Raw genomic sequence first — 14,786 nt, 5'->3', positions numbered from 1 at the left:
GTTCGCCAAATGAAGAAGAGTGTGATCGCTGCTTTGGCTCTGAGCCTGTTTCTGATGGCCGGCGCCGCCAGCGCCAGCATCATCGGCATCTTCGGTGACACGGGTGCGACGACCTGTGTCAAGGCCATGTCGGCTCAGTACACCTATGCTGAGGTGTACTTCTGCGCGCTGCTGGATGACACCGCGGCTATCAGCGCCTGTGAGTTCGGTGCCACTGGTGTGGTTCTGCCGGGCACCATCATCACGGTGACCTGGGATACCACGCTGGTCATCGGCAACATCCAGACCGCTGACGGCGTGGCGCTGGCCTTCCCCGTCCCCAAGGCGGCCCCGTTGGCCTACCTGGGCAAGATCCAGTACTTCATTCTTGCCCCGCAGATGCCCAACACGGTGCTGTCGGTCGTCCCCTCGGGCGCCGGCAACCTGGTCATCGTGGATGCGGGCACCGCTTCGGAGCTCCCGGCCGAGGGCTGGCGTCTGATCGTCAACTGCGTTCCCGGCGGCGATTATGGCAACTGCCTGTGCGAGAACACCATCGCGACCGAGGATGCGGCTTGGGGCCAGATCAAGGCTCTGTACTAGTTTCGAATTGCGGTTGAGCGGGGTCGCCGGGCGACCGGCGACCCCTCCCAGATTGCCGGCCGAGTACCCTGAGACGTCTCCGGCTGGCAAGCAGGGTTCGGAGAGCGCGGCTCAGGCTCTAGACTGGGCAAGGTCATAGCTTCGGCTAGGCACCACTCTGTAAACATCTCAAGGAGTTGCAACATGAAGAAATTGATGGTCGCTCTTCTGCTCCTGGTCGCGATGAGCAGCGTTGCCGCCGCGCAGGATCCCTTCATCGGCATCTACGCCGATGATGCGGCCGTGCTCTGCCAGGCCAACGTGACGCAGTACGTCTCCGTTCCGGTGTACGTCTTCGCGATCCTGCCTCCGTCGATCCCCGGGATCACGGCGGCCGAGTTCCGTATCGACAACCTGCCCACCGCGGGCATGGGCCTGACGACCTATAACTGGAACACCCCGCTGGTCATCGGCACGGCCGACTACGGCATCGCGCTGGCCTTCGCCCCCGCGCTGCCCGGCCCGACGGCTTTCCTGGGCTCGATCAGCTTCTTCCCCCTGGCGGCCTGGCCCGCGGACTTCCGCATGACGATCATGGCCAGCCTGGATAGCGGCAACCTGGTCGTCGTCGACCTCGGCTACAACGAGATTCCGGCCGAGGAAGGTCACTTCTTCACCTTCAACTGCACCGGTAGCCTGCCCGGCGGCTGCGACTGCACCGAGGGCATTGCCATCGAGGATGCGACCTGGGGCCAGATCAAGGCTCTGTACTAGTCCTTCCTCATCTGCAAGGGATCGATTGGGCGACCGCCGGCCTGGGCCGGCGGTTGCCTTTTTGCGCTCGGGCCACGGGGCGGCTTCGGCGCCGGTCGGAATCGCTGCCGTTTCTGTTGACACCCTGAAAATCCCGGTGTTAGTTTTCCGCCGCTATCGCCGCACTGCGGTGGCGTTTGTCCCTATTCCGAGGTACCCGCAGGAGGGTCATGATGAAGAGAATGCTCACGGTGCTCGCGCTGCTCGCGCTCTGGGCCACGGGCGCCCTCGCCCAGGACGATAGTTGCATCGGCATGTTCACCGATGCCTCCGCCAACGTCTGCAACGCGAATACAACTGTGTACGTGACGACGTCGGTGTTCTTCTACGCCATCCTCGACACCGCGATTCCCACGACCACCGCCGTGCAGTTCAAGGTCAGCAACTGGCCGGCCGCGGGACTGGGCCTCATCACCGCGACCTGGAACACGCCGCTCGTCATCGGCGAGCCCAGCACCGACATCGCCCTGGCCTTCAACCCGCCCCTGGCCGCGCCGGCCGCCTATCTGGGCAAGGTGGACTTCTTCCCCCTGAACCCCGCCTGGATCGGCAGCAACTACCTGATGCAGGTCGTGCCGGCCAACAGCCAGACGCAGGTGATCATCGTGCGCGGCTCGGATGCCGTCGAGATCGGCGTCCCGGGCGGCCACTTCATGTTCAACGGCGCCCAGGACTGCGACTGCCCGGAGACCGCCGTCGAGGACGCCACCTGGGGCGCGATCAAGGCCCTGTACTAGTTCGTTCGCTTTCGCCGCCTGCGGCAAGACCTCGCGACCTCTCTCTCCGCCCCCGCGCGGGGAGAGGGGTCGTTCGTTTTCCGGCGTGGCCGCGGCTGGACAGGCCCGGCAGGCGGGTGTTAGCTTTCCGCCTCGCGGGCCGCCGGCGCCCGAATCCCTGGTCCCTGCTTTTCTTCAGCCCCACTCCGACCGGAGGGTTGCGTGCTGCGTCGCCGTCTCGCCTTCGCCCTGGCCTTCCTTGGCCTCGCCCAGGCCGTGCCGCGCTCCGGCTCGGCTGCCGCCGCGCCCGCTCCACCCGTCGCGGCTGTCCTGCGCGACGACGCGGCCGGACTCAGTTTGCGCCTGCGCTTCTCGCCCGCCGCCGTCGAGGAATCCGACCTGGGTAGCCTGCTGCGCCTGGCGGGCTGCAACCTCGAGAGCGCCGATCCGGAGGCGCCCACGGCGCCCGGGGCGCCGCTCCTGCCCCGCTGGCGGGCCCAGTTCGCCCTGCCGCCGGAGAGCGAGGCGCAGCTGACCTGGCAGCTCCTCGCGAGCGAGCCGCTGGCGGGCGAGCCGCTGCCCTTCCCCACGCTGCGGCCGGCGTCCGACCCGCAGGCGCCGCCCAGCGAGGACTTCCAGCGCGACGCGGCCGCCTTCGCGCGCAGCCGGCCGCTGGCCCTGCGCCTCGGCGCCCTGCGCCAGCTGCGCGATCTGCGCGTGCAGGAGCTGATCGTCGACCCGGTCGCCTGGGATCCCGAGCGGGGGCTGCGCCTTGCGAGCGAGCTGCTCCTGACGATCCGCTTCCAGCCGCGCCGCTCGGCGCCCGACGGCGAGCTGGGCCGCGAGCCGCTCAGGCGGCCCGATCCGCTCTTCACGCCGGTCTACGCCGGCGCCCTGCTCAACGGCGCGGCGGCGGCCCGCTGGGCCGAGCGCCGGCCGGCCGCCGCGGGACCGGGGCTCCGCGCCGGCCGGGCCCAGCCGGCCCTGGAGCTGCAGACCGCGACGCCCGGGCTCTACGGCCTCGATGGCGCCGCCCTCGCGGCCTGGGACATCCCGCTCGGCACGCCGCTGGCCGAGATCGCCCTCTGGCGGCAGCGCTTCGCCTGGGACGGCAGCGGGCAGCCGGACTTCCAGCAGCTGCCCGTGCCCCGCTACTTCCTCGATCGCGACAGCGACGGCCTGCTCGACGCCGACGACACCCTCGTCTTCATCGGCGATCGTCTGGCCACCGCGCCGGCGAGCCCCGACGCCCTGGAGTGGTACGGGCGGGCGGCCTCCTTCTACGTGGGGCGCGCTCCCTCCCTCGCGAGCGAGATGCCCAGCGCCAGCGGCTGGAGCGAGGGCGAGAGCTGGAGCGTCCCCGCGCACTTCGAGCGCCGGCGCGCCGAGCACGGCGAGAGCTACTTCCTCGCCAACCCGCCCTCGGTGCTCTACAACGCCGCGACCGAGACCTGGGCGAACAACCTCTACTACTTCCCGCTGCCGGTGCACGGGCAGAACTTCACGCTCGACCTGGCCATGGCGAGTCCCGGCGCGCTGGTCGACAGCAGCGCCACGCTCCGGCTGCACTTCCAGGGCACGCACAACACGACGACGGCGCGCGAGTTCGCGATCAGCGTCATCAACGACGGGGGCACGACGGCGCTGCCGATCTGCAACTTCAGCCTCGCGCAGGCGATCCACTACAGCGCGACGGTGCCCGCCGGCGCCCTCGCCGATGGCGACAACACGCTGCGCGTGCAGCGGATCAACTCACCCTTCGTCTGGCTCGCCGTGCTCCAGGACTGGGAGCTGCTGTACGATTCGCGCTACGTCGCGCAGGACGACTCGTTGGCCTTCGACGCCGGCGAGCTGAGCGGCGCGGTCGAACTGCGCGTCGAGGGCTTGAGCGGCGCCTGGAGCGGCTGGCAGCTCCTGCGCCTGGACCCGGCGGGCGGCGCCCCGGTGCGCATCGCCCTCGGCGCGGCGAATGCGAGCGGTGTGCCGGGGGACTACCGGCTGAGTTTCCGCGATCAGCTCGCGGGCGGCGAGCGCTGGCTGCTGGCCGACGCGGGGCGCCTGCGGGCGCCGAGCCTGCTGGCGCCCGCCGACCTGGCCTTTCTCGACGAGGCGGCGCCCGTCGACGCGCTCGCGATCTGCCACGAGGAGTTCCTCGCCGACATGCAGCGCTGGGCCGACTGGCGGGAGGGGCAGGGCTATCGCGTCGAGCTCATCGGCAGCGAAGCGGTCTGGGACGCTTTCGGCGGCGGCGCGCGCGGCATCGTGCCGCTGCGCAACGCGGCCCGTTTCGCCTACCAGCAGTGGGGGACGGCCGCCCTGCTCCTCGTCGGCGACGGCAGCAAGGACGCCCGCGGACTGGGCGCGAACGCGATGCCGGACTTCATTCCGGTCTTCTCGCGCCAGGAGGACGTGCTCGGCGCCTACGAGATGGTCGCCCTCGAGGAGGCGGTGGCCAAGTTCAGTCCCAACGCCTGGCCGTCCCTGCTGGTCGGCCGCCTGCCCGTGGGCGACGCGAGCCAGCTGGCGGCCCTGCTCGACAAGCTCGAGTGCTACGAAGCCTACACCACGGCGGGCGCCTGCGCCGGCGGCGGCGAGTGGCGCGGCGACTTCCTCCACGTCGCCGACGACTGCTGGATCTGGGAGGACTACTACGAGCCCTTCGTCTGCAAGGTCAACGAGGGGCAGTTCGAGGTCGGCCAGGCGGAGCTGCTCGCTTTCGTGGCGGCCGAGAACCTCACCCGCGACTTCCGGCCCCGCCCCTTCTACCTGTCGGCCTTGACCGATCCCTGGTTCGCCGCGCACCCGACGGCCATCCTGTCGGAAGTGCAGACGAGCCTGCGGCCGATCCTCGCCGCCGCCTTCACGGACTCGCTCAGCCAGGGCTGGGGCTTCGTCAGCGTGCAGAGCCACGCCAACCGCAACCAGCTCGGCCACGAGGAGTACTTCAAAACCAACTACGGCGCCGACGACCAGCTGCTCCTCGCCAACGCCGGTCGCCCCTTCGTCTGGGCGCTCTACGGCTGTCACGGCAACACCTTCTCCCTCGCCAACGAGGGCAGCCTCAACGCCGGCGACTGCATGGGCGAGAAGCTGCTCTTCCTCGGCGGCGGCCGCGGGGCGGTGGCCAGCTACGCGAGCGAGGGCTACGAGTACCTCTTCCCGAACATCGACCTCGAGCGGCAGCTCATCCATCTGCTCTTCGCCACCGACGCCGCCAGCGGGGCGGCGGCCGACTGGCGGCTGGGCACCCTGCAGCTCGCGAGCGAGTTGCGCTACGGCCAGTACGTCTCGAGCTACCGCTACAACCTGCTCGGCGATCCGCTGACCCGCATCGATCGCTCGCCGCCGCGCCTGCGCCTCTTCGCCGATCGACAGGAGCTGAAGGACGGCGATTTCATCCCCACCCAGTCTCCCGGCGACACGCTGGTCCTGCAGGCCATGCTCCTGGACGAAACGCGGCAGACGGCGCCGGTGCTTGCCGACCAGCTCGGCCCGCTCGAGTCCGAGCTGGCCGCGGCCTGGGTGCCTTTCCACGCCGACACGGCCCTGCTCGACAGCCTGATCGCGACCACGGACACCACGCTGGTCGAGCTCGCCGTTCCGGTGGACAGCGCGCTCGCCGCCGCCGGCGGGGGCGCCCGCGGCTGGCTGCTCGAGGCGGCCGTGCCCTACGCGCCGGAGCGGGACTACCTCGCGCTGCGCACCCGCGACCAGGCCGACCGCGAGGGCCGCCTGACGCTCTGGGCGGCGAAGGTCGTCGACTTCTTCAGTGCGAGCGGCGACAGCCTGCGCAGCGGCCAGTGGGTGCGCGGCGCCGGGCGCCTCGCGATCCGCATCCGCGTGCCCTCGACCACTTTCCAGCCGGAGTCCTTCAGCCTCTTCGAGGACGGGGCGCTGCGCCCCGAGATCAGCGCCGTCTTCGCCGGCGGCAACCCGGACACCACGGTCTACCTCATGGAGTGCGACTACGCCTGGTCGCCGGGCGAGCACACGCTCGAGGTGCGCCACGACGGGGAGCAGTACGACGGCATCCGGCTCGTCGTGGACAGCCGCGCGCGTCTGCTCGAGGGGCTCGTCTTTCCCAATCCCTTCCGCGTCGCCACCACTTTCCGCTACGCGCTGACGGGGGCCGTGCGCGAGGGCACGCTGTCGATCTACACGCTGAGCGGGCGGCGGATCTACCACCGGCGGCTCGAGGAGCCCGCCGAGGGCGAGACGCGCTGGCTCAGCTGGGACGGCCGCGACGATCGCGGCGATCCCATCGCCAACGGGGTCTACCTGCTGCGCCTGGTCTTCACCGATCTCGCCGGGGAGGAACTGGTCTGGGAGGACAAGGTCGTGAGGATGCGCTGATGGGCGAGGAGCTGATGCGTCAGCTCCGGGAGCTGACGACGGAGCAGGCGAATCCGGCCACCGAGGATCTCGACGGCCTCGACGCGCTGGGCATCGTCACCCGCCTGAACGCCCAGGACGCGGGGGTCGCCGCCGCCGTCGCGGCCGAGCTGCCGGCGATCGCCTGGGTGGCCGAGTGCGCCGCCGCCAGCTTCGCCGCGGGCGGCCGCCTGATCTACGTCGGCGCCGGCACCAGTGGCCGCCTCGGCGTGCTGGATGCCGCCGAGTGTCCGCCCACTTTCGGCAGCGATCCGGAGCAGGTCGTCGGCCTCATCGCGGGCGGGGCGGCGAGTCTCGTCGCGAGTGCGGAGGGCGTCGAGGACGATGCCGCCGCCGGCGCCGCCGACCTCGCCGCCCTCGCCCCCGGCCCCGCCGACACCGTGGTCGGGATCAGCGCCAGCCATCGCACGCCCTACACCGTGGCGGCCGTCGAAGCGGCCGTCCGCAGTGGCTGCCGCACGGCCTTCATCACCGCCAATCCCGAGGTCGCCGTGCCGGGCGAGCGGGTGATCCGCCTGCTCGTGGGGCCGGAGGCCCTCGCCGGCTCCACGCGCTTGAAGGCCGGCACGGCCCAGAAGCTCGCCCTCAACCTGATCAGCACGGCGGCCTGGGTGCTCGCGGGCAAGGTCTACGGCAACCGGATGGTGGATCTGCAGGCTGCGAGCGAGAAGCTGCGCGAGCGGGCGCGCGGCCTGCTCGTGGAGCTCGCCGGCCTCGACTATGCGGCGGCGAGCGCGCTGCTCGAGGCCGCCGGCGGCAGCGTGAAGACCGCCCTCTGCATGCAGCTCGGCGGCTGCTCGCGGGCCCAGGCCCAGGCGCGCCTGGCCGCGGCCGGCGGCCAGCTGCGCCGCGCGCTCGCCGTGGCACCACCGCCGGGATCCTGACCTGCCGCTCCGGATTGACAGCCTCCGCGGGCCCAGTTACCTTGAAGCTCCTTGCCCCGCTTGCGGCCGGCGGCGGAGGGCAGGCAGCCGCTGTGGACGCGGCCCACATCCAGCCGATCGAGGTTCGCCATGCAGTCCATCGAGAAGGCCCTTCCCGGCAGCGGCCGCCCCGGCCGCTTCTACGCTAGCAGCATGTCCCGCCTGGGCACCGAGACCGCCTTCGAGGTCCTGGCCAAGGCCAAGGCCCTGGAAGCCCAGGGCCGGCAGATCGTGCACCTGGAGATCGGCGAGCCGGACTTCGCGACGCCGAGCTACATCATCGACGCCGCGGTGGCCGCCCTGCGCGGCGGCGACACGCACTACGTGCCCTCGGCCGGCATCCCCGCCGTGCGGGAGGTCTTCGCCGATTCCCTGACGCGCACGCGCGGCGTCAAGGTCGAGCCGGCGCAGATCGTCATCACGCCGGGCGCGAAGCCGATCATGTTCTACACGATCCTCGCCTGCGTGGAGCCGGGCGACGAGGTGCTCTACCCGAACCCGGGCTTTCCCATCTACGAGTCGATGATCAACTTCGTCGGCGGCAAGGCGGTGCCGATCCCGCTGCTCGAGTCCACCGGCTTCGGCATGGACATCCAGCGCATCCAGGACGCGATCACGCCGCGCACGCGCCTGCTCATCATCAACTCGCCCCAGAACCCCACGGGCGGCGTGCTGACCGCCGACGAGCTGGCGGCGATCGCGAAGATCGCCCGCGACAACGACCTGCTCGTCCTCAGCGACGAGGTCTACAGCCGCATCATCTACGAGGGCGAGCACCGGAGCCTCTACCATCTGCCCGGCATGGCCGAGCGCACGGTGCTGCTCGAGGGCCACTCGAAGACCTACGCGATGACAGGCTGGCGCCTGGGCTACGGCGCTTTCCCGGCCCACATGGCCGAGCGCGTCGCCAAGCTGATGACGAACAGCGCGAGCTGCACGGCGGCCTTCACGCAGAGGGCCGGCGCCGCCGCCCTCACCGGCCCGCAGGACGAGGTGGGGCAGATGGTCGCCGCCTTCAAGGCGCGGCGCGACGTCATCGTCGAGGGCCTGAACAAGCTGCCGGGCATGAGCTGCCTCAGCCCGAAGGGCGCCTTCTACGTGTTCCCGAGCATCAAGGAGACGGGCTGGAAGTCCAAGCCGCTCGCCGACGCGCTGCTCGAGGAGGCCGGCGTCGCCGCGCTCTCGGGCACGGCCTTCGGCGCCTACGGCGAGGGCTACCTGCGCCTGTCCTACGCGAACTCGGTGGAGAACATCCGCCTGGCCCTGGAGCGCATGCGGGCCACCCTCGAGCGGATTCTCTAGGTCGGGAGGCATGGGCCGCTACAGCCAGGCAGATCTGCTGGTGATCACCCTGGGCGGCAACGCCGTCCTGCCGGTGGGCAGCTCCGGCACGATCGACGAGCAGTTCGCGACCACCCGCCGCACAATGGCCCCCGTGGCCGGCCTCATCCGGGCCGGCCTGCGCGTCGTGCTCAGCCACGGCAACGGGCCGGTGGTGGGGAACATCGTGCTGCGCAACGAGGCGGCGAAGGCCCAGATCCCGCCGATGCCGCTCTTCATCTGCGGCGCGGACAGCCAGGGCGGCATCGGCTTCATGATCCAGAACGCCCTGCGCAACGAGCTGCACCTCGTCGGCGCGCGCCACCCGGTGGCGACGGTGGTGACGCAGGTCGAGGTGGACCCGGCCGACCCCGCCTTCGCCGAGCCGACGAAGCCGATCGGCCCCTTCTACACGCCGGCCGAGGCGGCCGCGCTGGCCGCCGAGAAGGGCTGGACGATGAAGGAGGACGCCGGCCGCGGCATCCGCCGCGTCGTCGCCAGCCCGGAGCCCAAGCACATCGTCGAGATCGATTCGATACGCCGGCTGGTGGAGAGCGGGGTCGTCGTCATCGCCGCCGGCGGTGGCGGCATCCCCGTGCGCCGCAACCGCGAGGGGCTGCTCAAGGGCATCGACGCCGTCATCGACAAGGACTTCGCCGCCGCCGAGCTGGCCCGCGAGCTGGGCGCCAACGTGCTCGTCTTCGTGACCGGCGTACCGCGGGTCTGCGTCGGCTACCGAACGACCGCCCAGCGCGAGCTGCGCGAGCTGGACCTCGCCGAGCTGCTGCGTCACCAGGCCGCCGGCGAGTTCCCGGCCGGCAGCATGGGCCCGAAGATGGAGGCCGCGGCGCGCTTCCTCGCGCGGGGCGGCAAGGAAGTGCTGGTCTGCGCGCCGGAGAACCTGGGCGAAGCCCTGGCCGGCGAGGACGGCACGCGCATCGTCACCTGACCCGCCGGGAGGCGCCGTGGCCAGACCCCCGATTCCCGCCCTCGCCCGCGTCGGCCTGGCGGCGCTCCTGCTCAGCCTGCCCCTCGCCTGCGGCAAGAAGGACGCCCCGGCCGAGAAGCCGGCGGGCGCCCTGCGCGTGGGGATGGTCTTCGACATCGGCGGCAAGGGCGACCGCTCTTTCAACGACTCCGCGTTCCGCGGCCTCCAGCAGGCGGAGGCGGAGCTCGGCGTCACCGCGGTGGAGTTCGAGCCCGGGCAGGACTCGGACCGCGAGCAGGGCCTGCGCCGCCTGGCCGAGCGGGGCTTCGACCTCATCATCGGCGTCGGCTTCCTCTTCGCCGACAGCATCGACAAGGTCGCCGCCGACTTCCCGCAGACCCACTTCGCGATCGTCGACGGCCGCGTCGAGGGCCGGCCCAACGTGGCCTCCCTGCTGTTCCGCGAGGAGGAGGGTTCCTTCCTGGTCGGCGCCCTGGCCGCCCTCACGTCGCAGACGGGCACGATCGGCTTCGTCGGCGGCATGGAAGTGGCGCTGATCAAGCGCTTCGAGGCCGGCTACCGCGCGGGCGCCCTCGCGCTGCGCCCGGCAACGAAGCTGCTCGTCGGCTACGCCGGCGTGACGCCCAGCGCCTTCGCCGACCCGGTCAAGGGCAAGGAGCTGGCGCTCTCGCAGATCGGCCGCGGCGCGGACGTCGTCTTCCACGCCGCCGGCACCACGGGCAACGGCGTCATCGAGGCGGCGCGCGAGAAGGGTGTCTTCGCCATCGGCGTCGACTCGAATCAGAACCACATGGCGCCGGGCACCGTGCTGACGAGCATGGAGAAGCGCGTCGACCGCGCCGTCTTCGCGACGATCCGCGCCCTCAAGGAGGGCCGCTTCGCGGGCGGCGTCCAGGAGTTCGGCCTCGACACGGGCGGCGTCGGCTACAGCCTGGACGAGCACAACGCGGCGCTGTTGACCCCCGCCCTGCGCGCGACGGCCGACTCGCTGGCCGCGGAGATCATCGCCGGCCGCCTGCGCGTGCCGCGGGAGTAGCTTGGCCCCCCGCGTCGCCCTCGAGCGCATCAGCCGCTCCTTCGGCGGGGTGGCCGCGGTCCAGGACGTCTCGCTCGACTTCGAACCCGGCCGGCTCTACGCCCTGGTCGGCGAGAACGGCGCCGGCAAGACCACCCTCATGCGCCTGCTCTTCGGGTTGCTGCGCCCCGACGCCGGCCGCATCCTCGTGGACGGCGCGCCCGTGCGCATGCGCAGCAGCGAGGACGCGATCCGCCGCGGCCTCGGCATGGTGCACCAGCACTTCATGCTGGTGGACACGCTCAGCGCCGCCGAGAACCTCGTGCTCGGCAGCGAGCCCTGCCGCGGCCCGCGTCTGGATCGGCAGGCCGCCCGCGCCGCGCTGCGGGAGAGCGCCGGCCGCCTCGCCCTCAGCTTCGATCCCGATCAGCCGGCGGAGGCGCTCAGCGTCGGCCAGGCGCAGATGCTCGAGATCCTCAAGGTGCTCTACCGCGGCGCCGAGCTGCTCATCCTCGACGAGCCGACCGGCGTGCTCAGCCCCCAGGAGGCGGCGTTCCTCTTCGATCTCCTGCGCCGCCTGCAAGGGGAGGGCAGGACGATCGTGCTCATCACGCACAAGCTGGACGAGGTGCTCGCGCTCGCCGACACGGTCGACGTCATGCGCCGCGGCCGGCACGTCGGCCGCCTCGCGCGCGGCGAGACCGACGCCGCGAGCCTCGCCCGCCTGATGGTCGGCCGCGAGGTGCTGCGCGTCGAGAAGCGCCCGCAGGCGCCGGGCCCGCTGCGCCTGGCGCTGCGCGGCCTCGGCCTCGCGCGCCGGCCCGGCGTCGCCCCGCTCGCGGACATCAGCCTGGACCTCCACGGCGGCGAGATCCTCGGCATCGCCGGCGTGCAGGGCAACGGCCAGCGCGAGCTGGCCGAGATCCTCGCCGGCCTGCGCCTGCCCGACGCGGGGACGATCGCCCTCGACGGGGAGCCGCTGCCGCCCCTCGACCCGCGGCGCGCGCGCGCGGCCGGCATCCGCCAGATCCCGGAGGACCGCCAGAGAAGCGGCCTCGTCCTGCCGATGAGCCTGCGAGAGAACCTCATCCTGGGTCAGGAGGACGCGCCCGCGCTCAGCCGTGCCGGCTGGCTGCGCCCGGCGCGCGTGGACGCCCTCGCGCGCCGGCGGGCGGCGGCCTACGACCTGCGCGTGGAGAGCCTCGCCCAGCCCGCGCGCGAGCTGTCGGGCGGCAACCAGCAGAAGCTCGTGCTCGCCCGCGAGCTGGATGCCGCGCCGCGGGTCCTCGTCGCCTCGCAGCCGACGCGCGGCGTCGACGTCGGGGCGATCGAGGCCATCCACCGCCAGCTCCTCGCCCTGCGCGAGCAGGGGCTGGCCATCCTGTTGATCTCGTCCGAGTTGCCCGAGCTGCTCTCGCTCAGCGACCGCATCGGCGTGCTCTACAAGGGCCGCCTGCGGGCCGTCTTCCCGGCGGCGGCCGTGGACGCCGCCGAACTCGGCCTCTGGATGACCGGTGCGAAGGGAGCGGACGGTGACTAGGGTCGCCCTCGCGCGCGCCCTCGCGGCGCTCGGCGGCTCGCTGTGGCCGCCGCTGGCCGCCCTCGCGTTCGCCCTCGCCGTGAGCGCCGGCATCGTCGCCGCCATCGGCGAGTCGCCGGCGGCCGTGCTGCCCCTGCTCTTCCGGCAGGGCCTGGGTTCCCTCGACGGCTTCGCCCGCGTCCTCTTCGACGCCACGCCGCTCGTCCTCACCGGGCTCAGCGTGGCCTGGGCCTTCCGCGGCGGGCTCTTCAACATCGGCGCCGAGGGCCAGCTCTACGTCGGCGCCTTCTGCGCCGCCGGCCTCGCCCTCGCCCTGCCCGGCCTGCCGCGCTGGCTGGCGCTGCCGGCGGCCGTCCTCGCCGCGGCCCTCGGCGGCGCGCTCTGGGGCGCCATTCCCGGCTGGCTGCGCGCCCGCTTCGGCGTCCACGAGGTGATCAACACGATCATGCTCAACTTCATCGCCGTCGGGCTGACGGGCTACCTCGTCCAGCGGTACCTGAAGGAGCCCGGCCAGATGATCCCGCACACGCCGCGCATCGCGGCCAGCTATCACCTGCACCCCTTCGCCGAGAGCGCGGCGGGGCGGGCGCTCGGTCTCTCGCCCGCCAACCCGCTCGGCCCCTCGCTGCTCATCGCGCTGGCCGCGGCGCTCGCCGTCTGGGCACTCCTGCGCTGGAGCGTGGCGGGCTACCGGCTGCGCGCCGTGGGCCAGGGGCCGGAGGCGGCGCGGCAGGCCGGCATTCCGGTCGGGCGCGTCACCTGGCAGGCGATGGCGATGAGCGGCGCCCTCGCCGGCCTCGTCGGCGTGCACGACGTTCTGCTCTACCGGCATCGCTTCCTGGACAACTTCTCCTCGGGCCTGGGCTTCCTGGGCATCGCCGTCGCGCTGATGGGCCGCAATCACCCGCTGGGCATCCTGCTCGCCGCGCTGCTCTTCGGCTTCTTCAGCACGGGCGCCCTGGAGATCGACATCTTCACGGAGGTGCCGCGCGAGCTGGTGGTGGTCCTGCAGGCCCTGATCATCCTCGCCGTGGTGAGCATCGGCGAGCTGGCGGCGCGGGCGCGGCGGCGACGGCGGAGGGCGTCATGAGCATCCTCCTCGGCCTCCTGCTCGGCACGCTGCGCACGGCGACGCCGCTCCTCTTCGCCGGCCTGGGCGGGATGTTCTCCGAGCGCGCGGGCGTCGTGAACATCGCCCTCGAGGGCATCCTGCTCGTCGGCGCCTTCAGCGCGGCGGCCGCGGCCATCGCCACCGGCTCGCTGGCGGCGGCCCTGCTCGCGGCGATGCTCGGTGGCCTCCTGCTCGCCGCGCTGCACGCGCTCGTCACTCTGCGCTTCGGTGTCGACCAGATCGTCAGCGGTGTCGCGCTCAACATGCTCGCGATGGGCGCCACCGAGTTCCTCATGTGGCTGCTCTACGGCAGCGGCGCCAACTCCCCGCGCATCGCGCTCGCGGCTCCGGGCGGCGAGCGCGGGCTGGGACAGCTCCTCGTCGAGCTGCCGCCCCTGACCTGGCTGGCGCTGGCCGCCGTGCCGGCCTGCGGCTGGCTGCTCTTCGCCACGCGCTTCGGCCTGCGCCTGCGGGCGGCGGGGGAGCACCCGGAAGCGGTGGCCTCGCTGGGGCTCTCGGTCCTGCGCCTGCGCCTGGCCGCGGTGCTGCTCAGCGGCGCGCTGCCCGGCCTCGGCGGCGCCTTCCTCAGCCTCGGCGCCGGCTACTTCGTCAAGAACATGAGCGCGGGCCGGGGCTACATCGCCCTCGCCGCTCTCATCTTCGGGCGCTGGCGGCCGGGCGGCCTCTTGGCAGCCTGCCTGCTGTTCGGCTTCGCCGAGTCCCTGCAGGGTCAGCTCCAGCTGCCCTGGCTGCCGCTGCGCTTCGTGCAGATGCTGCCCTACCTGCTGACGATGGTCGCCCTCGCCGGGGCGATCGGGCGCAGCCGGCCGCCGGCCGCCCTCGGCCGGCCCTTCCGGCGCGACTGACGGGAATTCTGGTTGTCGTGGCGCCCGGTTCCGGCTAGAGTCGGAATTCAGCAGAGAAAGGACCGCCCATGCGCGTCGTCGTCATCGGCGCCGGCGGCAGGGAGCACGCGCTGGCCTGGCGGCTGGCGAGCTCGCCCGCCGTCGAGACACTGTCGGTCTGGCCGGGCAACGGCGGCACCGCGTTGGCCGGCTGGACGCTGGAGAGCCCGGCCCTGGCCGGCGCGGCGGACGTCGCCGCCCAGGCCGCGGCGCTCGCCGCCATCGCGCCCGATCTCGTCGTCATCGGGCCCGAGGCCCCCCTGGTCGCCGGCCTGGCCGACGCCCTCCGCGCCCGCGGCCTGGCCGTCTTCGGCCCGGGGGCCGACGGCGCCCGGCTCGAGGGCTCCAAGCTCTTCGCGAAGGCCTTCTGCGAACGCCACGGCCTGCCGACCGCGCGGGCCTGGGCCGTCGCCACGCCCGCCGAGCTGAGCGCGGCGCTGGCGGAGGCCGGCGAGCGGGTCGTCCTCAAGGCGGACGGTCTGGCGGCAGGCAAGGGCGTGCTGCTCCTCGATTCGCGCGCGGAGGCCGAGGCGGCCGGCCC

At 72.4% G+C, this 14,786-nt stretch carries 11 protein-coding genes; all 11 read left to right on the top strand.

The features are described 5' to 3' along the window. Nucleotides 1-765: 765 nt before the first annotated feature. Complete coding sequence (locus FJ251_07425) at nucleotides 766-1,335, top strand: hypothetical protein (GenBank protein ID MBM4117566.1); 570 nt, start codon at nucleotides 766-768, stop codon at nucleotides 1,333-1,335. 212 nt (nucleotides 1,336-1,547) lie between these two features. Next, complete coding sequence (locus FJ251_07420; GenBank protein MBM4117565.1) at nucleotides 1,548-2,111, top strand: hypothetical protein; 564 nt, start codon at nucleotides 1,548-1,550, stop codon at nucleotides 2,109-2,111. A 201-nt stretch (nucleotides 2,112-2,312) separates the two neighbouring features. After that, nucleotides 2,313-6,443: a hypothetical protein gene (locus tag FJ251_07415; protein ID MBM4117564.1), complete on the top strand. Its 4,131-nt coding sequence runs from the start codon at nucleotides 2,313-2,315 to the stop codon at nucleotides 6,441-6,443. Between the two features lie 14 nt (nucleotides 6,444-6,457). Then, nucleotides 6,458-7,366, top strand: a complete 909-nt coding sequence (gene murQ / locus FJ251_07410; GenBank protein MBM4117563.1) for an N-acetylmuramic acid 6-phosphate etherase — start codon at nucleotides 6,458-6,460, stop codon at nucleotides 7,364-7,366. A 129-nt stretch (nucleotides 7,367-7,495) separates the two neighbouring features. Further along, a complete protein-coding gene (locus tag FJ251_07405; GenBank protein ID MBM4117562.1) occupies nucleotides 7,496-8,707 on the top strand; it encodes a pyridoxal phosphate-dependent aminotransferase in 1,212 nt (403 codons plus the stop codon). Nucleotides 8,708-8,717: 10 nt separating this feature from the next. After that, a complete protein-coding gene (gene arcC / locus FJ251_07400) occupies nucleotides 8,718-9,674 on the top strand; it encodes a carbamate kinase (protein ID MBM4117561.1) in 957 nt (318 codons plus the stop codon). A gap of 31 nt (nucleotides 9,675-9,705) precedes the next feature. Beyond that, the gene (locus FJ251_07395; GenBank protein MBM4117560.1) at nucleotides 9,706-10,710 is read left to right on the top strand and encodes a BMP family ABC transporter substrate-binding protein; all 1,005 of its coding nucleotides are present in this window, start codon (nucleotides 9,706-9,708) and stop codon (nucleotides 10,708-10,710) included. Nucleotide 10,711: 1 nt separating this feature from the next. Then, nucleotides 10,712-12,229 (top strand): ABC transporter ATP-binding protein, encoded by a 1,518-nt coding sequence (locus FJ251_07390; GenBank protein ID MBM4117559.1) that lies wholly within the window; start codon nucleotides 10,712-10,714, stop codon nucleotides 12,227-12,229. Beyond that, nucleotides 12,204-13,319: an ABC transporter permease gene (locus FJ251_07385; GenBank protein MBM4117558.1), complete on the top strand. Its 1,116-nt coding sequence runs from the start codon at nucleotides 12,204-12,206 to the stop codon at nucleotides 13,317-13,319. The genes FJ251_07390 and FJ251_07385 overlap by 26 nt, the downstream gene beginning before the upstream one ends. After that, nucleotides 13,316-14,206, top strand: coding sequence for an ABC transporter permease (locus FJ251_07380; protein MBM4117557.1), 891 nt, complete (start codon nucleotides 13,316-13,318; stop codon nucleotides 14,204-14,206). Before FJ251_07385 ends, FJ251_07380 begins: the two co-directional genes overlap by 4 nt. Nucleotides 14,207-14,274: 68 nt before the next feature. Then, the coding region (locus FJ251_07375) for a phosphoribosylamine--glycine ligase (protein MBM4117556.1) at nucleotides 14,275-14,786 on the top strand (512 nt) is incomplete at its 3' end.

The organism is bacterium (assembly GCA_016873475.1).
Taxonomy (GTDB): domain Bacteria; phylum Krumholzibacteriota; class Krumholzibacteriia; order JACNKJ01; family JACNKJ01; genus VGXI01.
This window is presented reverse-complemented; position numbering and strand designations above follow the sequence as displayed.